General features: G+C 67.9%; 22 protein-coding genes and 1 pseudogene. 14 read left to right on the top strand and 9 right to left on the bottom strand.

Annotation, left to right across the window (positions count from 1 at the left end; genetic code table 11):
* Positions 1-4 precede the first annotated feature (4 nt).
* The gene (locus tag ACFXHA_RS11525; RefSeq protein WP_379355549.1) at positions 5-655 is read left to right on the top strand and encodes a hypothetical protein; all 651 of its coding nucleotides are present in this window, start codon (positions 5-7) and stop codon (positions 653-655) included.
* An 11-nt stretch (positions 656-666) separates the two neighbouring features.
* On the opposite strand, the gene ACFXHA_RS11520 is transcribed toward ACFXHA_RS11525, so the two are convergent.
* Together ACFXHA_RS11520 and ACFXHA_RS11515 are read right to left on the bottom strand one after the other, a co-directional pair.
* On the bottom strand, positions 667-1071 hold the full coding sequence (locus tag ACFXHA_RS11520; protein WP_379355547.1) for a VOC family protein: 405 nt from the start codon (positions 1069-1071) through the stop codon (positions 667-669).
* Positions 1072-1155: 84 nt separating this feature from the next.
* Positions 1156-1668 carry a DUF664 domain-containing protein gene (locus tag ACFXHA_RS11515; protein WP_379355545.1) on the bottom strand — a complete coding sequence of 171 codons (513 nt, stop codon included), beginning with the start codon at positions 1666-1668 and terminating at the stop codon, positions 1156-1158.
* A 215-nt stretch (positions 1669-1883) separates the two neighbouring features.
* Here ACFXHA_RS11515 and ACFXHA_RS11510 point away from each other — a divergent pair, with 215 nt between their 5' ends.
* Positions 1884-3164 (top strand): MFS transporter, encoded by a 1281-nt coding sequence (locus tag ACFXHA_RS11510; protein ID WP_379355543.1) that lies wholly within the window; start codon positions 1884-1886, stop codon positions 3162-3164.
* A 41-nt stretch (positions 3165-3205) separates the two neighbouring features.
* Entirely contained in the window at positions 3206-3658 is a 453-nt protein-coding gene (locus ACFXHA_RS11505) for a hypothetical protein (RefSeq protein ID WP_379355541.1), read from the top strand.
* Positions 3659-3661: 3 nt separating this feature from the next.
* Here ACFXHA_RS11505 and ACFXHA_RS11500 read toward each other — a convergent pair whose 3' ends face one another.
* Positions 3662-3937, bottom strand: a complete 276-nt coding sequence (locus ACFXHA_RS11500; protein ID WP_379355539.1) for a YggT family protein — start codon at positions 3935-3937, stop codon at positions 3662-3664.
* 171 nt (positions 3938-4108) lie between these two features.
* Between ACFXHA_RS11500 and ACFXHA_RS11495 the strand changes: the two genes are divergently transcribed.
* Positions 4109-4360 carry a hypothetical protein gene (locus tag ACFXHA_RS11495; RefSeq protein ID WP_379355537.1) on the top strand — a complete coding sequence of 84 codons (252 nt, stop codon included), beginning with the start codon at positions 4109-4111 and terminating at the stop codon, positions 4358-4360.
* Between the two features lie 36 nt (positions 4361-4396).
* Here ACFXHA_RS11495 and ACFXHA_RS11490 read toward each other — a convergent pair whose 3' ends face one another.
* Positions 4397-5434 carry a lysylphosphatidylglycerol synthase domain-containing protein gene (locus ACFXHA_RS11490; protein ID WP_379355535.1) on the bottom strand — a complete coding sequence of 346 codons (1038 nt, stop codon included), beginning with the start codon at positions 5432-5434 and terminating at the stop codon, positions 4397-4399.
* A gap of 320 nt (positions 5435-5754) precedes the next feature.
* On the opposite strand from ACFXHA_RS11490, the gene ACFXHA_RS11485 reads away from it, so the two are divergent.
* Together ACFXHA_RS11485 and ACFXHA_RS11480 are read left to right on the top strand one after the other, a co-directional pair.
* Positions 5755-6693, top strand: a complete 939-nt coding sequence (locus ACFXHA_RS11485; protein WP_379356635.1) for an acyl-ACP desaturase — start codon at positions 5755-5757, stop codon at positions 6691-6693.
* A gap of 115 nt (positions 6694-6808) precedes the next feature.
* Complete coding sequence (locus ACFXHA_RS11480; protein ID WP_379355533.1) at positions 6809-7117, top strand: hypothetical protein; 309 nt, start codon at positions 6809-6811, stop codon at positions 7115-7117.
* 141 nt (positions 7118-7258) lie between these two features.
* Here ACFXHA_RS11480 and ACFXHA_RS11475 read toward each other — a convergent pair.
* Positions 7259-7423, bottom strand: a pseudogene (locus tag ACFXHA_RS11475) (patatin-like phospholipase family protein); the annotation flags it as partial.
* A 129-nt stretch (positions 7424-7552) separates the two neighbouring features.
* Here ACFXHA_RS11475 and ACFXHA_RS11470 point away from each other — a divergent pair.
* From ACFXHA_RS11470 to ACFXHA_RS11460, 3 genes are all read left to right on the top strand, one after another.
* Positions 7553-9217 (top strand): alpha/beta hydrolase, encoded by a 1665-nt coding sequence (locus ACFXHA_RS11470; protein WP_379355531.1) that lies wholly within the window; start codon positions 7553-7555, stop codon positions 9215-9217.
* 162 nt (positions 9218-9379) lie between these two features.
* Positions 9380-10297, top strand: coding sequence for a hypothetical protein (locus ACFXHA_RS11465; protein WP_379355529.1), 918 nt, complete (start codon positions 9380-9382; stop codon positions 10295-10297).
* Positions 10298-10689: 392 nt separating this feature from the next.
* On the top strand, positions 10690-11154 hold the full coding sequence (locus tag ACFXHA_RS11460) for a DUF2231 domain-containing protein (RefSeq protein ID WP_379355527.1): 465 nt from the start codon (positions 10690-10692) through the stop codon (positions 11152-11154).
* A gap of 106 nt (positions 11155-11260) precedes the next feature.
* Here the strand turns inward: ACFXHA_RS11460 and lexA are convergent, their stop codons facing one another.
* Positions 11261-12052 carry a transcriptional repressor LexA gene (lexA, locus tag ACFXHA_RS11455; protein WP_379355525.1) on the bottom strand — a complete coding sequence of 264 codons (792 nt, stop codon included), beginning with the start codon at positions 12050-12052 and terminating at the stop codon, positions 11261-11263.
* Positions 12053-12295: 243 nt separating this feature from the next.
* On the opposite strand from lexA, the gene ACFXHA_RS11450 reads away from it, so the two are divergent.
* The 3 genes from ACFXHA_RS11450 to nrdR all read left to right on the top strand — a co-directional run bounded on the left by ACFXHA_RS11450 (position 12296) and on the right by nrdR (position 14664).
* Positions 12296-12700, top strand: a complete 405-nt coding sequence (locus ACFXHA_RS11450; protein ID WP_379355523.1) for a hypothetical protein — start codon at positions 12296-12298, stop codon at positions 12698-12700.
* A 161-nt stretch (positions 12701-12861) separates the two neighbouring features.
* Positions 12862-14085: a hypothetical protein gene (locus tag ACFXHA_RS11445; protein ID WP_379355521.1), complete on the top strand. Its 1224-nt coding sequence runs from the start codon at positions 12862-12864 to the stop codon at positions 14083-14085.
* 102 nt (positions 14086-14187) lie between these two features.
* The gene (gene nrdR, locus ACFXHA_RS11440; RefSeq protein ID WP_379355519.1) at positions 14188-14664 is read left to right on the top strand and encodes a transcriptional regulator NrdR; all 477 of its coding nucleotides are present in this window, start codon (positions 14188-14190) and stop codon (positions 14662-14664) included.
* 89 nt (positions 14665-14753) lie between these two features.
* On the opposite strand, the gene hrpA is transcribed toward nrdR, so the two are convergent.
* Entirely contained in the window at positions 14754-18914 is a 4161-nt protein-coding gene (gene hrpA, locus ACFXHA_RS11435) for an ATP-dependent RNA helicase HrpA (protein WP_379355517.1), read from the bottom strand.
* Positions 18915-19054: 140 nt separating this feature from the next.
* Between hrpA and ACFXHA_RS11430 the strand changes: the two genes are divergently transcribed.
* Positions 19055-19693, top strand: a complete 639-nt coding sequence (locus ACFXHA_RS11430; protein WP_379355515.1) for a Pr6Pr family membrane protein — start codon at positions 19055-19057, stop codon at positions 19691-19693.
* Here ACFXHA_RS11430 and ACFXHA_RS11425 read toward each other — a convergent pair.
* On the bottom strand, positions 19685-20143 hold the full coding sequence (locus tag ACFXHA_RS11425) for a GNAT family N-acetyltransferase (protein WP_379355513.1): 459 nt from the start codon (positions 20141-20143) through the stop codon (positions 19685-19687). The genes ACFXHA_RS11430 and ACFXHA_RS11425 overlap by 9 nt on opposite strands.
* A 308-nt stretch (positions 20144-20451) precedes the next feature.
* On the bottom strand, positions 20452-21969 hold the full coding sequence (locus ACFXHA_RS11420) for an APC family permease (protein ID WP_379355511.1): 1518 nt from the start codon (positions 21967-21969) through the stop codon (positions 20452-20454).
* Between the two features lie 236 nt (positions 21970-22205).
* On the opposite strand from ACFXHA_RS11420, the gene ACFXHA_RS11415 reads away from it, so the two are divergent.
* Positions 22206-23669: an APC family permease gene (locus ACFXHA_RS11415; protein WP_379355509.1), complete on the top strand. Its 1464-nt coding sequence runs from the start codon at positions 22206-22208 to the stop codon at positions 23667-23669.
* Positions 23670-23671 lie beyond the last annotated feature (2 nt).

Below are 23671 nucleotides of genomic sequence, written 5' to 3'. Positions count from 1 at the left end.
TCACATGACCACCAAGGATGAGAAGACCACCACGCCGCCTCGGGAGCGCACGGTACGGCTGCCCCTCGTGGCCGCCGCAGCGGCGGTGGTCGCTGTCGGGGTCGGCGGACTCGGGTTCGGGGCCGTCCATTTCGCCACCGCCCGAGCCGATCTCGACAAGACGGCGTCGGTTCAGCGCGCCCAGCAGTCCGACCGCGATGCCGCCCTGAAGGCCGGGTCGGACTTCCTGGTCACCGCGTACACCGTCGACGCCGAGCGCGACAAGGGCATGGACAAGTGGAATACCGCCATGATCGCGGCCACCACCGACACTCTCAAAGATCAAGTGCGCCAGACCAAAGCGATGCTGAGCCTGCTCACCGAGGCCGACGCCAGCATGACCGGTGCCGTCGGCGATACGGCGGTGGTGAGCCAGAACGACAATCTGATCCGCATCCTCGGCGTGGTCAAGCTGACCGGCAAGGCCCCGGGGCAGGCCGATCCGACCGCCGGCTCGGTCACCGAGTACGTCGACCTGATGAAGGTGAATGGAGCCTGGAAGGTGTTCGGCTACAAGGACATCGGCTCCAAGGCCGGTGCGGGAACCCCTGATGCCGGACTACCGGGGCTACCCGCCACCACTCCGACTCCGAACGCTCCCGCACCGGGCCGCTGAAAGGATCCTCGTCAGGACGGATAGACGGCGATCTCGATCAGGTTCCCGTCCAGGTCGCGGCAGTAGTGCGAGGTCATGTCGCCCAGCGCCCCGATCTTGGTCACCGGGCCCTGCTCGATCGTCACCCCGCATGCGGTGAGGTGCGCGCCCACCTCGTCCGGCGAGGCCGTCGTGATGAAGCAGAGGTCCTGTGCCCCGGCGGCTTCGGTGGCGGCGGTGGTCCACGCGGGATCGGTGTCCAGCGCGCCCAGTGGGCGCAGGTTGATCTTCTGATTGCCGAAGCGCAACGCGGTCCGCCCGGACGGGCCGAACTTCTCGACGGTCATGCCCAGCACCCGGGCATACCAGTCGGCGGTGGCCGCGGGATCGGAGCAGTTGATCACCACATGATCGAATCGATCGACGGAGAAAGCCATTTCGCTATTCTCCGCCCGATCGATTTCATGATCAACGCTATCGATCTCGCCGTTGGGTGAAAACGGTCATACCGATTAATGCGATCAGCGCCGCCGCAGCAGAATGCCGCGAAGCAGCGCCGCCTGGCCCGAATGCTGGGCGTCGTCGTCGATCACACTGATCAACCGGACACCGAGGGTAACCGGCGGATCCCAGCGGGTATCGACAATGCGGGGGAGATCGGCGTCGGTCAACTTAGAAACGTACTCAATGGTCTGATCGTGGACCGCGTCGAAATAGCCCAGCAGCAATTCGGCCGGAACGCCGGCCAGTTCCGCCACATCCGCCGAACTGTGCCCGTAGCCGTGCGCCGCCTCGTCGAAGGGCAACTCGAAGCGCTTGGCCCAGCCCGCCGCCGTCCACACCTGTTCGATCCCGGCGACATCGGCCACATGGTCGTCCTGCACCCGGGTCAGATGCCAGATCAGCCAGGCGATGGAGTTCGCGGTCCCGTCGATGCGGACGCCCAACTCCTCCTGTGTGAGGCCCGCGAGCGCGCCGTGCACGTTCTCCTTGATTCGTCCGAAGCCATCCACCAGCAAGTCAGCGCTCGTCATGCCTGGATCCAATCACCGTCGGCGGGAGGATATTCCGGGACACGCGGCCGATCTCGCGGCGACCCGCACCGGATCTCAGGCTTGGTCGCTCATCAGCGTGTACAACGGCGGGTTGTGGCTCGCGTGGGACGCGGTTGTTTGATCCGGCCGCCGCGACTCTGCTTCTCTTGCGGCGGCAGAACGGGTGAGGGTCGACGGTGTGGAGGCGGACGGGTATGGCGGGCAAACGATCATTGGGGCGCCAATTCGGCTGGCTGTGGACCGCATTCGCGGTCAGCACCGCCGGAACCTGGCTGGCCTTCGACTCGTTTCCGCTGATCGCGGTGCTGGTCCTGCACGCCGGCCCGGGACAGATCTCGCTGCTGGCGGCCGCCGGATTGGCGGTCGGCGCGCTGTTGACGGTGCCGCTCGGGCCGTGGCTGGAATTCCGGCGCAAGCGGCCGGTCATGATCGCCACCGATCTGGTGCGCTTCGCAGTGGTGCTCAGTGTGCCGCTGGCCTACGCGGCCGGGCTGCTGAGCTTCGCGCAGCTGCTGGTGGTCTCGGTGCTCGTCGTGGCCTCCGACATGGTGTTCAAGGCCGCCTCGGGAGCCCACCTGAAGATGCTGGTGCCCCGAGAACAGCTGCTCACCGCCAACGGGCGATTCGAATCCACCATGTGGACCGCCGCGGTGCTGGGTCCGCCGCTCGGAGGCGCGGCGATCGGGATCTTCGGGCCGATGCTGACGGTCGTGGCGAATTCGTTCAGCTTTCTGTTGTCCGCGTTGGGCATTCGTGCCATCGGCGGCGGCGAGGCGTACCCCGTGCGGGCCGGCAACGATGAAACATCGCGCGGCAGTGGCGGATTCCGGCTCAGCGAGCTGGCCGAAGGCTGGCGATACATCCTCGGCCACCGCACCCTGCGACCCCTGTTCTTCAATACCGTGCTGCTCAACGGGCTGGTCATGACGACCTCACCGCTGCTGGCCGTGCTCATGCTGCGCGATCTCGGGTTCGCGCCCTGGCAATACGGGCTGGCGTACGGGCTGCCGTGCCTCGGCGGCCTGCTCGGTTCGCGGCTGGCCACCCCGCTGGTGGAACGATTCGGTCAGCGCTCGGTGCTGCTCGGGGCCGGCATGCTGCGGGCCTGCTGGCTACCCGCCCTGGGGCTGGTCGGCCCGGGAACCGGTGGGCTGTTGCTGGTGGTCGCGGTGGAAGCCGGGCTCATCACCTGCTGCGGGGTCTTCAATCCCGTCTACGCCACCTTCCGGCTGGAACAGACCGCCGCCGACCGCACCACCCGCACCCTGTCGGCCTGGTCGATCACCAGCAGTGCCACCATCGCCACCTTGACCGCGCTGGGCGGCCTGCTCGCCACACTCACCGGTGCCCGCATCGCCATCGCCGGCGCGGGGCTGCTCGGGCTCGCGACCATTCTCCTGTTGCGCCCCAATCGATTTCCCGAGACCGCCGTCGAACCGATGGTGTCCGCGAATCCGGGCGCATCTCAGGGATAGTCCCGATGTGCGGCGGCCGTGCCGGTGGTTCGGTGGAGAGCATGAGCGCCACCACCGCCCCGCCCACGGTCCCGGGCTATGTCAATGTCGTCGTCAAAGCCCTGCTGCGTTCGCCGCTGCACCGGGTGATGAGCCGAAACACCATGCTGCTGACCTTCACCGGTCGCAAGAGCGGCAACCGCTACACCGCCGTCGTCCGCTACTTCCCCGACGGGGAGGTGCTCAACTGCTACACCGACAGCAAGTGGTGGCAGAACCTGCGCGGCGGAGCACCCGTCCAACTGCTGCTGGCCGGGCGCACCGTGACCGCCGTCGCCACCCCGATCACCGACCCCACCGCGGTCGCGCAGAGTCTGGGAAAGTTCCTGAGCGCCATGCCCGGCGACTCCAAGTACTACGGGGTGCGCAATCGCGATGACGGCACCCCGGACCCCGGCGATATCGTGGCCGCGGCCCAGTACACGACCCTCGTGCGGATCGAACCCGCACGCTGACCGCTACAGGCTGAACACCACCGCGCGCAGGATCAGCACCGCGATGAACACCACCGTGAAGGCCAGATCGACCTGCACACTGCCGAAGCGGACCGGTTTCAACACCCGGCGCACCGGCGCGATGACGGGTTCGGTGATCTTGTAGACGATCTCTCGGGGCTTGCGGATGCCCTGCGGGTTGTCGCTGAGCGTGACGATCCAATCCAGGATCAGACGCGCGATCAACACCAGCATGAACAGGGTCAGAGCCAGACCGAGCAGGCTCCCGATGAACGACATGGCGAACTCCTTCGTAGTGGCCGCCTTACCGTGATCAACGGTGCCAGGCCGTAGAAAGTGCCCCCATCGTCGACCATGATCGGCCGCTTCGTCGGCGGGCTCGCCGAGGTCGTGCGAGAATCCAGGCTGCTGTTTGCCCGGCTCACCCCGAGATCGCACAAGGAGTCCGAAGTGAGCAAGAAGTATCTGATCGGCCTGCCCGTGGCCATGTTCGCCCTCGCCCCGGCGGTCACCGCCGTCGCCGCCCCCGCGCAGGCGGACGTGGCGACCTACACCTGCAATGCGCAGACCTGGGCGGGAGAGGCGTTGCCGACGCTCACCGTGGAGGCCAAGCGCAACAAGCGTCAGGCGCAGGGCGTCGCCCAGACCACCTGGGGTGGCGTCGCGAAGTTCTCGACCATCGACTGCCAGATCAACAAGTAGTCACACCCGCCGATCCGGACCGCCGGACGCGTGCGCTCAGATGGCGCGGCGGTGGTTCAGATAGGCGAACGAGGCCAGGCCCAGGGGAATCTGGCACCAGAAGGTGAGCAACCGGAACCCCAGGGCCACACCCACCGCCACCCCGCCGGTCAAGCCGGCCACGGCGGTCAGCCCGGCCGCGATGGTGATCTCCTTGGTGGCCACGCCGTTCGGGGACGGCAGCAGTGGCGCCAGGGCCACGGTCACGAGTTCGACGACGAAGGTATCGGGCAGGCTCAGGTCCGCGCCGACCGCGTGCAGCACCGCCCACAGCGCCACCACCATCAGCAGCGGCTGAATCAAAGCGCAGATCCACAGCGCGGCGGCCCGGCGCGGGCGGATCGCGGTGGCGGCCACCGACTTCCAGGCGATCAGGGCATCCGAGCGGGCGTGCCGCACCCGTGCGGGTAGCCCCCGCCACCCGCCGTGCTCACGCACCCGGCGATTCAATGCCAGCGCCGCGAGCCCCAGCAGAATTCCGGCGACGGCCACCGCGGCGACGATGAATCCGGCTGTGCGCCAAGGATTATCGGTGACACCGTGGTGCCACCAGCCCGCGATGCGAGCGCCCAGACCGTGCCACGGCGGTTGCGCGCCATTGCGGCTCATCAGGCCGGGTGCGGCCAATGCCGCGATGATCACCAGGGGAACCCGCACCATCAGCGCGGCGAATCCCATCAACGCCATGGAACCCACCGCCCCCGCGTGCGACAGGCCGGTGCGGCGCAGGAAGCGAACCCGCAGCAGCAACGACGCGGCGGGCACCAGGCCGATCGCGGGCACCGCGAGCTGCAGTGCGAACAACTGCCGGGCGGAGGTATCGGCGGGAATCGAACCGCGCAGCATGAAAACCGAGGTGGGCCAGAGGGCCAGGGTGGCGAGCGCGGCGACCAGCAGCCAGCGCGGGTCGGCCCCGGCGAGGGCGTGCACGCCGGTCAGGACCGCATCCCGCTGCCAGACGGCGGCGGCCGCGACCAGCGCGGTGAATACGACGGTGGGTAGTGCCTTTCTCGCAGCTGCGGGAACGGCCGCCATCTGCCCTCCTCAGGTATCGCATATTTCCCCGGTGAATCGCGCACGCGCAGATCGACATTAACGCGGTCGGCGCGGGGATCACGGGTGTTGCCCGAATAGTCGCGTGGATTCGCGGCCTGCGGGAATTCGATTGCCAGTCACATCGAACACGATGCCCGTCACATTGAACACGAATCGAAGATCAAAATCGAACGGTCGTCTTCCAGCGGTGGCAAGGCGATACCGCAAATATCCGGGTAGGCTCGCGAACGGGGATCGGTCGAGGCGGACCGAGAATAGAAAACAAAGTCGTACAGCAGGGACCCGACGTGGCCGTAACCATGACGCCCGAAGCACTACTGGCCGAACTCGAACCGGTGGCGGAAGCGAATCTGAACCGGCATCTGTCGCTGGCCAAGGAATGGCACCCGCACGACTACGTGCCCTGGAGCGAGGGGCGCAACTTCGCCGCCATGGGCGGAATCGATTGGGAGCCCGAGCAATCCAGGCTCGGTGAAGTCGCCCGGGCCGCCATGGTCACCAATCTGCTCACCGAGGACAACCTGCCCTCCTACCACCGGCTGATCTCCGACGCCTTCTCCCGCGACGGGGCCTGGCGCACCTGGGTGGACCGCTGGACCGCCGAGGAGAACCGGCACGGGATCGTGTTGCGCGACTACCTGGTCGTCACCCGCGGCGTCGACCCGGTCGCGCTCGAACACGCGCGGATGGCCTGCATGTCACAGGGTGTCGACGACCCCACCGGCACCGGCGACCACGCGGTCCTGCACGGCGTCGCCTACGTGACCTTCCAGGAATTGGCCACCCGCGTCTCGCACCGCAATACCGGCAAGGTCTGCCAGGACCCGATCGCCGACCGCCTGCTCACCCGCATCGCCGCGGACGAGAACCTGCACATGGTCTTCTACCGCAATATCTGCGGAGCCACCCTCGACCTCGTCCCCGACGACGCGCTGGCCGCCATCAGCGCCGTTATCGAGAACTTCCGCATGCCCGGCGCGGGCATGCCGGACTTCCGGCGCAACAGCGTGATCATCGCCAAACACGGCATCTACGATCTGCGCCAGCACCTCGACGAGGTCATCTGGCCCGTGCTGCGCAAATGGAATGTCTTCGACCGCACCGACTTCACCGCCCGCGGCGAACGCCTCCGCGAGGGCCTGGCCGCCTTCCTGGAGAAGATGGCCAAGGACGTCGTGCGCTTCGAGGAACAGCGCGACCGCGCCCTGGCCCGAGACGCCGCCCGCGCCGCCCGCTGACCTGCCCCGCCCCGAAATGTGAACAGCCGCTGCGCTGTCCACACCCCACGCTGCTCGCCCCGCCTCCTGGCCCGGCCCCCGCTAGGGTGTGGACCACAACGACGTGGGGGGAAACATGACGGAAATGCTGCACGCGGATCTGACGGCGCTGCGAATCATGGCTGCGGGCATCCGCAACGAGGCCGACACCATCGCAACCATCGACCCGGTCGATCTCCTTGCGAAAGTAGCCCGCTCCATGCCCAACTCGGCCCTCGGCTCGGCCGCCGCCACCGTCGCCGCCCCCGCGGTGGCCACCCTGCACCACCTCGCCGACCGCCTGCACTCCCTCGCCGACGCCACCGACCAGGCAAGCGCCACCTACGAGGCCACCGAACAAACCCTGAAAACCCAGCTGGACGCCTACCTACACCCCACCGCCTGACCACCGGTCCACCCGGAGGCGCGCGGCCGCGCGCTACATCGAAACCGTAGGCACGCGAGTGCCGGTAGGGCGCTGACGGGGGTGAAGCCGCCAGAGACTTTGCGTCGGAACCCTTTCGTCATTCGGACAAGGCCGGAATGACGGCAAGTGGTTATGGCCGAGGGCGGTGGAGGCCGCGCCGCCGTCGACGAAGTGGCGGCCCGCGTTCTCCACGGCCGGAAACCAGCCGGGGATGGCCCACGAGGCCCGCAATGCCGCAACGATATTCGCGTCCGGAGCCGACGGCGCGCCGAAGGGCACCCGTTCTGCACACGAACCTTCTGAGCAGGGCGCGCAGACAGAGTTCGGTGTAGCGCACAGACAGAGGTGAGTAGCGCAGGGATAGAGGTGCTGAGCGGACGGGCTTGTCGGGTAGCGCGAGGGGTGGGGAGAAGCATGGTTCGTGCGGGTGTGTCACAGGTGCTCGGGTGGGGGCCGGAGGCGATCGGGCTCGCGGGCGCGGCGGTCGCGGAGGCCGATGAGGTGTGTGGCGGGGCGATGACGCATGTCGGGCGGCTGGTCGACGTTGCGGTGAGTGGGTGGGAAGGGGTGGCGGGGACGGCGGCGGCGCTGCGTGCGGTGGGGGATCGGTTGGCGGGGGATCACCTGGGGGCCGCGCTGCTCGAGATCGCGGAGGCGCTCACCGAGGCGGTGGTGCTCGAGCGGGTGTGCGGGTTGGTGCGGGGGATCTCGGAGGAGGCGCGGGACAACGGGTGCCGGATCTCCGAGCACGGGGACGTACACGCGCCGCGGTCGGAGACCGGAGATCCGGCGCTGGACTTGATCTTTCAGGCGGGGTTCGACGCCAAGGCTCGGGAATTGCAGGCGCGGCTGGGGCCGCTGCTGGACACGGCGGGGGAAGTCGACGAGCGGGCGGGGACGCGGGTGGGCGCCGCGGTCGCGGCACTCTCGGCCCTCCGGGTGGACCCGTGCGGAGGCGGGCCGAGCACGCGGGTCGCCGGATTCCTGGACGGCACCGTGCAACTGCCGCAGGATCCGAAAGCGCTGTGCGCGCTGTGGAATTCGCTCTCGCCGGCGGATCAGGACGCGTTGTTCGATGCCGATCCGCTGCTCGGTTCGCGGGACGGGTTGCCCGCGTTGGTTCGCGATCACTACAACCGGCGTGCGGTGCCGCGGCTGAGGAAACTCGCCGTCGAGGCCGAGCGGCGGCTGCTCGACGGGTATCCGGACCTGGTCCGCCCGCCAACCACCGAGGACGGCTGGATTCGGCTGCGGCAGTGGGAAGCCGAGCGTCGAGAAATACAGACGCGCCTCGCTGGGTATGCGGCGCTCACCGAGCAACTCGGACCGCCGTCGCCGGATCGGCTGCTGCTGGCGGTCGACGAGCGTGGCCACGGCGCGATCGCGCTCAACAATCCGGATACCGCGGCCAATATCGCGACCTTCGTCCCCGGTACCGGCTCCCCGCTCAGCGCGATCGGGTTGGGCTTGCAGCGTTCGCGGGCCCTGCTGGCCGCCGCGCAGCGGGCCGATCCGTCCGCCCGGACATCGGTGATCGCGTGGTACGGCTACGACGCGCCACCGGATGTGCGCGCGGCACTGGGGGATCGCCGGGCGCGTGACGGCGCGGCCGCGCTGGATCGCTTCGAGGCGGGACTGCGCGCCTCGCACCCGGGGATCGCCGCGCGTCACACCGTCCTCGGGCACAGCTACGGGAGCACGGTGATCGGTGCGGCCGCGTCCGGAGCTAACTTTCTCGACGCCGATGCGGTGGTGTTCGTGGGCAGTCCCGGCGTCGGGGTCGAGAACGTTTCGGAATTGCGATTGGCGGGTATTCCTGCGGGCCGCAACGGTGCGCATGTGTTTGCTACCGCAGACCCGGCGGATCCGGTACCCCGGGTCGGTGAGTACGTGCACGGGACCGATCCCACCGATCGCGAATTTCGCGCAACAGTTTTCACATCTTCCGGAGCCACTGTCGACCTTCCGGTCGTGCGCACCTTGCCGATTGATGTGTTCGCTCACGGAAACTATTGGGAGCCTGGCAATCCAGGTCTGCGGACGCAGGGGGAAATCATTGCGGGCCGTGCGCCGCGGTGACTCGTAGCGGGCCGTTCGTTGCGCGGTGATAGCCGTTACCGCTGGTAGCGGGTTTGTAGCGGGAGCTGCGCTGTGAGTACCCTGGGCGCCCGACCAAACTGGTCTGAAACGGTTGGGTTCATGCTAGTGTTTCGTGAGTCGTGAGGTGGAAGTCGGAGACAAATGCGCACTGAGAACATCAATAGGAAGTTCAAACTGCATGACGAGCGCAGGATTGCCGCCCAACTTCCGGAGCAACTTCTTGGTTTGGATGTCGTCGGTTTTGGGAAGGTAGAAGAGTTTCCGGGTGAGTTGCTGAACTCCTTCGGCGAATTCGCGAACGGTTCCGTTCCCCCGCGCACCCGCATCTACCGCAATGCCCAGCCCAATCTCGTCGACGCCTGGCTGCTGGAGTTGTTGCGCGGCGCGAACATCGGTGACCGCTTCTACCTCCGCACCGGACTCGAGTACTTCCCCTGGGCCGACTGCCGGGTCCTGGACCATCGCTGGCTGGAATCCCTGCGCCGCGTCCTGGGCACCAACCAGGGATACATTGCGCACGACAAGAATTCGGCCGTCATGACCATCGGCGCCCAGTACGAGGTCCTCGGCTTCGCCACCGGTGCCGCCCCCGAGTCCTCCGCCCCCGCCGAGGACGTCACCCGCCGCATCGTTCGTGCCCCCGCCGACCTCCCCGATCACGCCACCGCCGTTTTGAGCGGTGACCTCCGCGCCCGCCGCCTCGCCGCCCTCTCGGCTGACGCGCCCGCGGCATCTGCCCCGCCCGTCTCGGCCCCCGCTGCCCATGGACTGGTTGCCCCGGCACCCGTTGCCCCGGTCGCCCCCGCACTCGAGGTCCCGCCGGGCCCGGCTCTCGCCGCCCCGGCCGACGTCCTCCCGGTTCCCGCCCGTGAAACCCCGGCACCCCAGTCGGTCGATCCCGTCGCGCCCGAGCCCGTTGCGTCTCCCGCACCGGAGGTCGCAGCACAGCCGCAGCCTGCGCCCGAAACCCCCGCGCCGACCGCGGCACCGGTCGCGCACTCGGACGAGGCGCCCACACAACTCATCACGCGAATCGTGGTACCCACCGAAGGCGAGTAATTCCGCCGACCCCATGGCTCCCGCCGGCCAGTGTCTCCGCTGACCGCCGATATCGACCGGGGTCACCGGCGGGCCGGGCCTGGCGCGACAACGCCGCGTCCTGGTGGCGCTGCGTCATCCCGCCGTGTTCTCGGCCCCGACGTACGTCGGGGTGGTGCAACCGGTTTCAGTGGATTCCGGCTGGAAGCAGGTCGGAATGACGGGGTCTGGACGGCTTCGCGGCGCGGGGTGGCAGGCGGGCGGGTCGACTGCTGCCACGCGGGGGCCGATCCGGGTGGGCGGGCCGTCGGCGGGACTCGCCGGAGGACTCGGGGCGGGGACCGAACCGGATGGGGGCGACATACGTTGTACTGATACGCCGGGCTTTTCGCCGAGTTCGAAAGAGCCGATATATGTCGACATTCAATGGGCTGCCCGCCCATGTCCTGCTCGTGCACGTGATCGTCGTGCTGGTACCGCTGACCGCGGGGCTGGTGGTCTTGTGCGCGTTCTGGCCCGCGGCGCGTGCCCGGCTGATCTGGCCGACCGCCGCGCTCGCGGTCGTGGTCACGGCCTTGACGCCGGTCACCATCGAGGCGGGGGAGTGGTTTCAGAAGCAACTGGGGAATCCGCCCGTCGTCGACGAGCACGCCAGGCTCGGACATCAGATGCTGTACTTCGTTGCGCCGCTATTGATTTCGGCGCTGCTGCTGGTGCTCGCGCATTTGCGGCAGCGGAGTGACAAGCCGGTGGGACGGGCCGCGGTCGCGGCCATCGCCATCGTGGCACTTGCTGCGGGAGGTGCGGCCGCGTGGCAGACCTACCGGGTGGGGGATTCGGGCGCGCACGCGGTGTGGAACGGCGTGCTCAACCACTAGTACTGCGCAATCCCACTAGTACTGCGCAATCATCGGGAAAAAGCGACTGTCGTGACCCGGCGGCCGGTCTGCGGGGCGGTCACCGGGTCACGACAGTGCGGCACGGTCAGATCTTGCGGATGACCGTGACGACCTTGCCGAGGATCTGGGCGTCATTACCCGGAATCGGCTCGAACAGGGGGTTGTGCGGCATCAGCCACACCTGGGAACCGGTGTGCTTGAACGTCTTCACCGTGGCCTCCCCGTCGATCATGGCGGCCACGATGTCACCGTTGTCGGCCACATTCTGCTGACGCACGACCACCCAGTCGCCGTCGCAGATGGCGGCATCGATCATGGACTGACCGACGACCTTGAGCAGGAACAGCGAGCCCTCGCCGACCAGTTCGCGCGGCAGTGGGAAGACATCCTCCACCGCCTGCTCGGCCAGGATCGGACCACCGGCGGCGATCCGGCCCAGCACCGGGACATAGGTGGGGATCGGGTGCTCGTCGGTGGACTCCGCCTCGGTATTGACCGCACGCAGCTTCGGCATGCCCGCGGCGGCGCGCATGACCGTCTCGTCCAGACCGCGGACATCCACGGCGCGTGGACGATTCGGGTCGCGGCGTAGATAGCCCTTGCGCTCGAGGGCGCGAAGCTGGTGTGCCACCGAGGAAGTGGAGGTGAGACCGACGGCATCGCCGATCTCGCGGATGCTGGGCGGATAGCCGCGGTCGTGCACCGAGGAGCGGATGACCTCCAGCACCTTGCGCTGGCGCACCGTCAGGTCCGTGCCGGAGCCCGTGGACTCGGCGGAGGGGGAGTCGCCTCCTGAGAGACCAAGGGGTCCGTTGTCACCTTCCGCGCCGCCGTGTTCGCTCACCGCCGCTGTCCTCCGTTCACTGCTGTCGCTCACCGGAATTCGTTCCCGGCGCCGGTTGATCTCCTCTGGATCCGAAGATTCCGTGCGTCCGGGGAACTCGTGACTCGACTGTAGTCCGTGTGACGCGTGTGATCAAACATCTGTTCGACGCATGTCGTGGAAATCAGTGACATTGTCGGTAGGCCGTGGTAGAAATTCGAACATCAGTTCTTCGAACACATGATCGAGTCAGTTGTCCAGCATCATTCGGTCCGCCCTACCTTGGAGGTTTCTTCGATGCGCGCCGTGGTCAGCGAAATCGACACTCTCGGAAGTGATTTGGGATTCGACAGCATCCCGTGGGAGCTGCGTTCGGAGGGTGCGCCCACCGACCTGCCCGCGATGATCTCGCGTCCCGCCATCGTCCATCGGCCCTGCCGCGCCCGGGTGCGTCCGGTGGCTCGCACCGATGTTCGACGCGACCATGTCGTCGTGCGACACGCGGCCGGACGCGCCCGGGGCGTGCATCCGCTCGATCGGATGCAGCGTGCGCAGGCGAGTCTCGCGGCACTGGCCGTCACCGCTTTGGTAAGTGCGCTCGCCGTGGCGGGTCTGATCGGCCTGGCCCAATTGCGTTCCGGCGACTTCGATTCGCAGACCACCGCGCCCGTGGTGCAGCTGGCCCCCGCGCCCGCGCGATAGTGATAGCGGTGGCGCTGCTGTGGCGGTTGCCGTGCCATAGCCCGCGTTCATGATCCGGATCGACGGCCACCACGATGGCCGAAAATGCAGATTGAAAACTGAAACGTGTTGCTACCGTCCCCCTGAATGTGACAGCGGTTACCACTGCGACAGGGGGCGTAATGCCGAAACTTCGAGGGCTGATCCGGACGGCCGGGGTCCTCACCTGCCTGATGATCGGGTTGGTGACGGCTCCGGCCGCGCACGCCGAATCCGCCTATGCCGCATACCTGGATCTACCGTCGGTCAATGGCGACGGCGCGGGCGGCGGCGGCTTGAACCCGGCACTGCCGCTGGATCCGGCGGAATTGCGCGAGGCCCTCGACGAGGCCCGGGCCGCGGGTATCGAGCCGCGGCACTACGCGACACTGCTGCATCAGTACTGGCTGGTCGTCGCGACCCATAACGCCGATATCGACCTGGCCGCCTGGGATCCGGACCGCGGGGTGGCGGCCAATACCCGCACCTTCACCCAGGTGTACGTGAACTACCTGCGGCTCAACAACTCTCATCCCGACTTCTGGTGGACCGGCCTGGCTGGTCTGGCCGGCGGATCGTTCGCCTCGGGCTTCTTCGATATGGGCGACGTGTCCGCGCTCCTCGGCGTACCGGGCCTGCATCAGCTCGGCGGCACGGTCGCCGACCTGCTGCGCGGGACTCCGCCACAGCTGCTGGATCTGCTGCCCGCCGACATCCGTGCCCTCGGCACCGAGGGCGAGCGGCTTACCGCCGACGATCTGGCCTGGTACCAGACCCGGCTGATGATCATGCAGAAGCACATCTTCATCGACCAGGTCCCCATGCACGAGGCCTACGCGGCCGACGGCTCGGCCGGGGTCGAGGAGATGTATCGGGCGGGCGTACTCGACGACAACGCCATCACCGCGTGGCGGGAAGTGGCCACCGGCACCGGCGCGGGGCTGGCCGACGCTGCCCTGCGTATGACGGACCGCGAGCAGAACCAGATCATCGCCGACCAGTGGGATGTCACCTCGCACGGCCGCGGGTCGATGGGCCGGGTCATGACGTACGTGAGCACCATCGCGGGCAAGGCCGCGGTCCCGGGGGTGCGCGCACCCGGCGTCTTCGCGCCGGTCACCCTCACCGCGGGCAGTATGTCGCTGCGGGCCCCGCTGCCCGACTTCAACTGGGCCGACCGCGACACGCGGTGGAACTACATCACCCATGACCTGCTGCCGCGCTACCTGGAGCTGTGCGCGAATCCGGCCGTCGCGAGACCGGTTCTGGCGGTGCCGTTCCCGGTGATGCTGAGCAGCGGCCGCCTGGTCCAGCGCCTGCCGGACCTGCTCGCGGATATGACCGCGCAATGGCAGGTGACCACCTGATTCCGGCCGGGTGACCCGGGCGGACGTCGGGAACTACTCCGGTCACGGTATCCTCGATATTGCTCGAGGTTTCTGATCCCAGGCATCGACGAAGGATCCCGGATGCATTGCCCGTATTGTCGCCATCCCGATTCGAGGGTGGTCGACTCACGTGAAGCCGAGGAAGGCAGCGCCATCAGGAGGCGGCGTGCCTGTCCGGAGTGTGGGCGCCGGTTCACCACAGTCGAAACCGCGATCCTGTCGGTGGTGAAGCGCAGCGGCGTTACCGAACCGTTCAGTCGGGAGAAGGTCGTGCGCGGCGTCAGCCGCGCCTGCCAGGGCCGCGAGGTCGATTCCGACGCCCTCAACCTGCTCGCCCAGCAGGTCGAGGATGCGGTGCGCGCCAAGGGTTCCCCCGAGATCCCCAGCCACGAGGTCGGACTGGCCATCCTCGGTCCGCTGCGCAACCTCGACGAGGTGGCCTACCTGCGCTTCGCCTCGGTTTACCGATCCTTCAGCTCGGCCGAGGATTTCGAGCGTGAGATCGCCGACCTGCGCGCGCACCGCGCCGACAACGCCGTGGGTGCGATCGTCGAGTAAGCCCACGATCGACACCGATTTCCGGTCCGGCTCCGAAGTATTCGGGGCCGGACCGTTCGGTTTCGGCTCGGCAGTGCGGATTGCCCGGCTCAGCGCTGCTGGGGCGGGCGGCGAGCCGCGTCGATGGCCTTCTCGATTCGCTTGGCGGAGACCGGGTACGGGGTGCCGAGCTGCTGGGCGAAGAGACTGACCCGCAGTTCCTCGATCATCCACCAGATTTCGAGGATGTCGCGGCCGCCCCGGCGGTTCTCGGGGAGATTCGCGACGAGCCGGTCGTACGCGGCATGCACCCGATCGAGTTCGGTCATGCCCGCGCGGTCGCGGTTGGCGGAGGCGGGCAACGCCTCCAGCCGCAGCCGCGCGGCGTCCAGATACCGGGGCAGCTCCCGCAAACGGGCACTGCCCCATTCGGAGATGAAGCCCTGGAAGATCAGCTCGTCGAGCTGCTGGGTGACATCGTCGCCAGCATCACGATCGCGGTTCTCGGCGAGCGCGGCGCGCAGCCGGTGTGCCTCGGCCAGGACCGGGACCACCGAGCGGACGATATTCGCTACCGCCGTGGTGAATTGCGGCCGCACCTTCTCCACGAGCGTCTTGAACTGCTCCGGACTGCGTACCGGCCCGCCGTTGGCCGCGATGAGTTCGTCGGCGGCACAGGCGCGGCAGTCCTCGACCAGCGCGTCGAGCGAACCGTACGGATTCTGGGTCAGCGCAAGGCGATCGGTGGGGCGCAGGCTCGCGGTGACGGCCCGGGTATTGGTGGTGATCGCGCCCAGCAGCAGGGCTCGGGTTCCGGCGCGCATGGCGGCGGCCTGCTCGGCGGGGGAGCTGAGCACCCGCACGGCCACGCCCTCCGACTCGGCGACCAGGGCCGGATATCCGGTAATGGTCTGACCGGCGACCTGGCGTTTGACCGAGGTCGGCAGCGTGCCCAGCGATTCCGAGGTCCACACCGCGGTGGGTGCGCGTTCGGCGGCGTTATTGGCGCGCGCCACCGACTTCGAGACCTGTTCGGCCAGCTTGGTTTTCAGCTCGGCCAGGCTCTTGCTGCGGGCGACGAGCGTGCCGGACGGGTCGACGGCGGCGAAGGTCATGCGCAGATGGTCGGGCAGGCCGGCCGGATCCAGGTGCGCGGCCGTGATGGTCACCGAACCCAGCTGGGACAGCTCCCGCGCCAGGCCCGTGCGCAGCGGTTCGGCGCGTGGGGTGAGCCGTTCCAGCGCGGCCTTCGCGAAGTCCGGGGCCGGGACGACGGTGCGGCGCAATTGTTTCGGCAGTGTCTTGATGAACGCCGCTGCGAGTTCCTCGCGCATGCCCGGGACCAGCCAGTCGAAGCCGACCGAACGCACGTGCGCGAGCTGCGCGATCGGGATGTGCACGGTGACGCCGTCGTCGGCCTGACCCGGTTCGAACTGGTAGGTGACCGGGAAGGTCAGCTCACCCTGCCGCCACTGGTCGGGGTAGGAGGTCGGATCCAGCAGTGCCGCATCCTCGTTCACCACGGTCGAGGCGGTGAAGTCCAGCAGGTCGGGGTCCTTGCGCTGGGTGGTGCGCCACCAGCTGTCGAAGTGCCGCACCGAGACGATGTCGGCGGGGATGCGCTGGTCGTAGAAGTCGAAGAGCACCTGATCGTCGACCAGGATGTCGCGTCGCCGCGCCCGATGCTCCAGATCCGCCACGTCGTCGAGCAATTCGCGGTTGCGCTCGAAGAACGCGTGCTTCGTCTGCCACTCACCCTGCACCAGGGCATGCCGAATGAACAGCTCCCGCGACAGCTCCGGATCGATCCGCCCGAAGTCCACCCGCCGCTGCGTCACCAGCGGTAGGCCGTACAACGTCACCCGCTCATAAGCGGCCGCCGCCCCCCGCTTGGCCGACCAATGCGGCTCGGAATACGTACGTTTCACCAAGTCCCCGGCCAGCCGCTCGGCCCACTCGGGCTCCACCCGAGCCGCCGTCCGCCCCCACAACCGCGACGTCTCGACGAGTTCCGCCGCCATCACCCACCGCGGCGGCTTCTTGGCCAGCGAAGACCCCGGAAAAATCATGAACTTCGCATTGCGAGCCCCCAGGAACTCCCGAGTCTCCGCCTCCCGCACCCCGAGATGCGACAACATCCCCGAAAGCAACGCCTGATGAACAGCCGTCACATCCCAAGGCAGCGAATCATTGTCGAGCCCCGCCTTCGCGGCGAGCTTCTCGGCCAACTCCGCTCGACCGCCGCCCGTGGCCGCGCCACGTGCGTTTCCGCGTCCGCCTTGGGACCCACCACGACCCGGGGTTCGGCCACGGCGATTGCGGCCGTTGTCCTGTGCGTCGTCGGAATCAGTGGCGGTGCGGTCGAATTGGGCGTCGGAGCCTTCGGTGTTCCAGCCGAGGCCGCGGGTGATGGTGCGGAGTTGGCCGTGCAGGTCCTGCCATTCGCGGATGCGGAGGTAGTGCAGGAATTCGTCGCGGCAGAGGCGGCGGAACTGGTTGGAGGACAGGGCGTTGCGCTGTTCTCGGAGGTAGTCCCACAGGCGCAGGTAGGACAGGAAGTCGGAGCCTTCGACGATGAAGCGGGCGTGTTTGGTGTCGGCAGCCTGCTGGTGCTCGACCGGGCGTTCGCGGACGTCCTGGATGGAGAGGGCCGCCACGATGATCAGCACTTCGGCCAGACAGCCGCCCTGGTTGGCCTCCACCAGCATGCGGGACATGCGGGGGTCGACCGGGATCTGCGCCATCTCGCGGCCGATGGGAGTGAGGATCAGTCCGGCGTCGGGAATCTCGGTGCGCGCGGACGATTCGGCTTCCGGGCGGGCGAGCGCGCCGAGCTCCTCGAGCAGGGCGATGCCGTCGCGAATCGCGCGATTGTCAGGGGCCTCGACGAACGGGAAGCTCTCGATATCGCCGAGCCCGAGCGCGGTCATCTGCAGGATGACCGCGGCCAGATTGGTGCGCAGGATCTCCGGTTCGGTGAACTGCGGCCGGGATTCGAAGTCGTCCTCGGAGTACAGCCGGATGGCGATACCGTCCGCGACACGACCACAGCGGCCCGAACGCTGGCGCGCCGACGCTTGCGAGACCGATTCGATCGGCAGCCGCTGCACCTTGGTGCGCATGGAGTAGCGCGAAATGCGGGCCGTGCCGGGGTCGATCACGTACCGGATGCCCGGCACGGTCAGCGAGGTCTCGGCCACGTTGGTGGCCAGCACCACGCGCCGTCCGGTGTGCGATTCGAACACCCGGTGCTGTTCGGCCGCCGAGAGCCGCGCGTACAGCGGCAGGATCTCGGTGTGGCGCAGGCGCATATCGCGCAGCGAATCGGCGGTGTCGCGGATCTCGCGTTCACCGGAAAGGAAGACCAGGATGTCGCCGTCGCCCTCGGCCTGCAGTTCCCGCACCGCGTCGCCGATGGCGTCGGTGGGGTCGCGGTCGACGATCTCGGTGTCCTCGTCGTCGGGATCCTCGGAGGTGACCGGAAGTTCCAGCGACAGTGGGCGATACCGGATCTCCACCGGGAACGACCGCCCCGACACCTCGACAATCGGTGCGGGCGTGCCCTTCTCGTCACAGAAGTGCCGCGCGAACAACTCCGGGTCGATGGTCGCCGAGGTGATGATGATCTTCAGGTCCGGCCGCTTGGTCAGCAGCTGCTTGAGATACCCCATCAGGAAGTCGATATTGAGACTGCGCTCGTGCGCCTCGTCGATGATGATCGTGTCGTAGCGGCGCAGCAGCCGGTCGCGCTGGATCTCGGCGAGCAGGATGCCGTCGGTCATCAGCTTGACCAGCGTGCGGTCCGACGCCTGATCGGTGAAGCGGACCGTATAACCGACCACGTCACCGAGTTCGGTGCCCAGTTCCTCGGCGATGCGCTCGGCCACCGTGCGCGCGGCCAGTCGCCGCGGCTGGGTGTGGCCGATGGTGCCGCGGATCCCGCGCCCGAGTTCCAGGCAGATCTTCGGTATCTGGGTGGTCTTGCCGGAACCGGTCTCACCGGCCACGATCACCACTTGGTTGTCGGCGATGGCCTTGGCGATATCGTCGCGGCGCGCGGAGACGGGTAGCTGCTCCGGATACGCGATGACGGGCACGGCGGCCCGGCGGGCATCCACCCGGCGCTGGGCGGCGTCGATGTCGGCTTCGAGGTCGGTGAGATCGTTGCCGCGGGCCTTGTCGAGTCGGCGACGCAAGCGGTGCTCGTCGCGGATCGAGAGATCGGCCAGGCGGGTACGAAGCTCGCGAGAGGTGGCGGCGGTCCTGGTCATTGCACCGTCAACGATAGCGAAGAGTTCATCCGGGCCGGTCGGCGCGGTGTGGCAGGTGATCGGAAACAGTGGTTGCCCGCCGGAAGCTGGTATCGGCGTATTGTCCGCATTTACCCGGTCCGGCGTGCGAATATCGGGGGATGAACAGCGTTGCGGTACATCCGCTGTGGGGCCGGTTGCTGCTACTCGCGGTCGCGGCGCTCGACATCGCCGCCATCCTCTGGAGCGCCACACATCTGGGACCGGCGGCGGGGACGGTCGGAAACTTCTTCAGCTACTTCACGATCCAATCGAATCTGATCGTGCTGGCGGTGTGGATCGCCGTCGCACTGGTCGATCCGCAGGGTCGGAGCTGGCAGCTGGTGCGGTGTGCGTCGACGCTGTACATCACCATCACCGGCATCGTGTACGCGGTGCTGCTGCAGAAGATCAGTGTCGGCATCGCCTACCCGTGGACCAACGATGTGCTGCACCGGGTGACCCCGCTGGTCGCGCTGGCGGACTGGTTGCTGGTCCCGGCCGCGCTGGGTGTCAGCGCCCGACTGATCGGATGGCTGCTCGCCTATCCGGTCGTGTACGGCGTCTACACGCTGATCCGCGGCCCGATCGTCGACTGGTATCCGTACCCGTTCATCGATCCACGCGATCAGGGCTACGGCCCGATGGCGATCGGACTGGTGTTCCTGGTCATCGGATTCGTGATCCTGGCGATCGCGGTGACATCGCTCGGTGAGATGGCGGGTCGCTTCCGCGACCGCCGCGCGGCGGCGTCAGGCTAGCGACAGCGTCATGAACACGCTGTGCGGATCCTCGAGGTAATCCGCGAATGGCCCGCAGTGCGCGAACCCGTACCGCTCGTAGAGCCGCACCGCGGGCAGATAGAACTCCGACGAGCCGGTCTCGAGACTCACCTGCCGATAGCCGCGATCGCGAGCCACCTCGAGCAGGTGCCGCAGCATCAGCGACCCCACCCCGCGTCCTCGGAACGTCGCGGTGGAACGCATCGACTTGATTTCCCCGTGCGTGGGATCGAGCTCCTTGATCGCCCCGCACCCCGCCAACGCGTCGCCCTCCCACGCCGAGAAGAACGTCAGCTCCGGTTTCCGCAGCGCGGTGACATCCAGCGCGTGCATGCTGTCCTCGGGAGAATTCGCGAGCATCTCCGCGACGTGTTCTTCGAGCAGTCCGATCACATCCGGGCCGGTCAGGTCGTCGATTTCGATGCGCATGCGGTCAGGCTATCGACTGACCTCCCGCGCCAACCGGCCGACCTAGCGTGCCGTCCGCCGTCCAGCGCTCGCGCTGCGCGTGGGTAACGGTGACACTCGTTGTGGCCGGACCGGATTCGTGATCTCGGGAACCAGATCCGGTTGTTCGGGACATCGTGGGGCGAACCGCAACGTGCACTTTCCGAGGGTGCCAGCGCGGGGCGTCGGATACGTGCACGCTGTACCGAAGCAAACAAAGACGGCCCGGCGGCCGAGAGGCGCCGGGCCGTTGCCATGCCGAGTGAGGAGGGGCTCAGCCTGGCCGGAGGTCATCGTTCGTGGGTTTCCTCCAATACGGTCCGGCCCACCAGGGCGTAGCGGTCGGGGGAGCGGCGCTTCAGGTATTCGGCGAAACCGAAGCCGCCGAGCGCGATCGCGGCCACCAGCCACGGGGTCGCCTTCAGCACCAGCGACCCGGATTCGGTACCCGCGGCGGTACCCATATTGGTGACCAGCAGCAGCACCACACCGATCATGGCGAGCCCGCCGATCAGCGGTGCCGTGAAAGTGCGGAACCAGTGCCGGGATTCGGGGTGGTTGCGCCGGAAGTAGCGCAGCACCGCGAACGAGCAGACGGCCTGCACGACCAGGATGGCCATGGTGCCGAGAATCGCCAGCAGCGTGTAGGTGCCGTTGTACGGATCCTTGCCCGCGATGCCGAACCCGGCGACCAGCAGCACCGCCGCGACGGACTGCACCAGACCCGCGATGTGCGGCGAACCGTGCTTGGCGTGTGTGCGGCCGACGGTCCGCTTGAGCACGGGGAACACGCCTTCACGTCCCAGCGCGTAGAGGTAGCGGGCCGCGCAGTTGTGGAAGGCCATGCCGCAGGCCAGCGAACCGGTCATCATCAGCCACTGCATGGCGCTGACGGCCCAGTGCCCGACGTAGGTCTGGGTCGGGTGGAAGAACACGTCCATCGGGTTGTCGCCGCCGGCCAGGGTGGCCGATTCGTCGAGTCCGTTGCCGGACATGGCCATCCACGACACCAGCACGTAGAAGATGCCGACACCGATGACCGCGATCATGGTGGCCTTGGGGATGATCCGCTTGGGGTCGCGCGATTCCTCGCCGTACATGGCCGTCGACTCGAACCCGACCCACGACCAGAACGCGAAGAACAATCCCAGGCCCGCCGACGGCCCGGTGAAGGCGTTGACCGGATTCAGGGGCGCGAACTGGAAGCCGTGCGGCCCACCACCGTGCAGCGCCACCGCGACACCCATTATCGCCAGCACCAGGCACTCGGTGCCGAGCAGTACGACCAGGAACTTCTCCGCCACGGCCACCCCGAACCAGGTGCCCAGCGCGTTGATCGCCAGCATCACGATCGCGAACACCCACCACGGCACATGCCAGCCGAACTGTGCCGCAACGGTATTGGTGCCGAAGCTGGAGAAGATGCCGACCAGCGAACCCTCGAACACCATGTACGCGAAGGTGGCCAGCATGCCCGACGCCAGTCCCGCCGAGCGGCCCAGGCCGAAGGAGATGAACCCGTAGAAGGCGCCGGTCGCAGTGATGTGCTTGCTCATGGCGGTGAAGCCGACGGAGAACACCGCCAGCACCACCATGGCGATCAGGAAGGCGGCGGGTGTGCCCTTGCCGGTGCCCGCCGAGATCATGAAGGGCACATTGCCGGTCATGGCGGTGATCGGCGCGGCCGTCGCGATGGCCATGAACACCACACCGAGCAAACCGATGGCATTGGCCTTCAGGCGGTGCACTCCCTCGCCGGTGCTCGCACCGGGTGGCGCGGCGGTGGCGCGATCTATCTGCTGCGTCATGGCTCCGTCTCTCTACTGCACCCGCCCCGGAAACAGCCGGTGGCGGGTTCGATCTCGATGCGGCGGAACGCTATAGGCGGTCTGTAACAGCGGCGGGCGTACGACGGTGACCGTCGGCGAGAAAGCCGCGAGAGTTTTCTCCCACCTCGCGACAAACCGCCGTTACCGGCGTTTACGTGCGTGCAATACGAGTCGGCGACGCTGTGGCAACCCGTTGTGAGAAGGGAACCACGCGCATGACAGCGGCTCCGCCGAGCCCACCCCCGGTGGCCGAACGTTCACCCCTGCGCGGATTGACCCGGCGCGAACTGCCTTTCGTGCCGGTGTTCGCGCAATCGGTGGCGGCCATCGCGCCCTCGGGGACGGCCGTGGTCACCCCGGCCTTCGTGATCGCCGCGGGCGGCGGCGGGATGAGCATGGTCGCGTTCCTCGCGGCCGCGGTGCTGGCTTGGGGTGTGGCGCTGGTGATCCGGCCGATGGCGCAGCGGCTGGCGGTGACCGGCGGGCTGTACACGTACGTGGCCAAGGGGCTGGGCCCCGTGGTGGCGGTGCCGGTCGGCTGGTCGGCGATCGTCGGGTACGCGAGTGTCAGTGTGTCGGGCCTGATCTCGGTCGGCACCTATCTGGATCAGATCGCGGTCACCGCCGGAATCAGCGGATTCGGCGGCACCGCCACGATCATCGCCCTGCTGCTGGCGGCGGCCGTGGTGGCGGCGGTGCTCATGGTGCGTGGCATCCGACTGTCCGCGTCCACGACGCTGCTGGTGGAATGCGTGTCGGTGGTGACGGTGCTGGCGCTCATGGGCTACTTGCTGACCCGGCACGGAGCCACCGCCACCCACGCGTTCGAATGGCACGGTGGCACCGGCACTCTCGCCATGAGCGCGGTCGTGGCGATCAGTGCCTTCGTCGGATTCGAGAGCGCCACCACGCTCTCGGCCGAGGCGTATCGGCCGTTCCGGTCGGTGCCGCGCACCCTGGCCTGGACGCCGGTGGCGGCGGCGGTCATCTATCTGGTCGCGGTCGGCGCGCAAGCGGTGGCACTGGCGTCCGCGTCGCCGGGTATCGCCGCGAGTTCGACACCCGTCACCGATCTGCTGCTGCAGGACAATTCGCGCGCGCTGACCTCGATCCTGGATCTGGGTGTGGCGGCGTCGTTCTTCGCGTGCACGGTGGCCTCGGTCAACGCCCTGGTGCGGGTGCTGTTCACGATGGGCCGCGAGGGTATCGCCCCGGCCGCGGTCGGGCGTGCGCATCCGCGATTCCGCACGCCCGCGCCCGCGATCGTGGCGGCGATGGCCGCGATCACCCTCTGCACGGTCGGGTATCTGGTGTCGGGGGCCGAACCGCAGGACGGCATCCGCAGTTTCCTCACCTTGAGCGCGCTCGGCTATCTCGGCTCGTATCTGCCCGCGTGCCTGGCCACGCCCGCGCTGCTGCGCCGTATCGGCGAATCCTCGCGGTGGATCGCGATTCTCGGCACGGTGACCGCCGTCCTGCTCGGGGTGCTCATGGTCGCCGCCGCCGTCTCGGCCCGCAACGAGAACGTGACCGTGGTGATCACGTATGCCGCGGTCATGGCGGCGGCGGTGGCGTTCACCCTGATCCTGCGGTGGCGTGCGCCGGATCGGTTGCGCGGCATCGGCATCTACGATGAGCCACAGCGCGGCGACCTGCTCGAGAACGTCACCTTCCGGTAAGC

Origin of the sequence: Nocardia sp. NPDC059240 (genome assembly GCF_042753865.1) — a bacterium.
GTDB lineage: Bacteria > Actinomycetota > Actinomycetes > Mycobacteriales > Mycobacteriaceae > Nocardia.
Note: the sequence above shows the minus strand (reverse complement) of the source record. Positions and strands in the feature narration are given on the sequence as shown.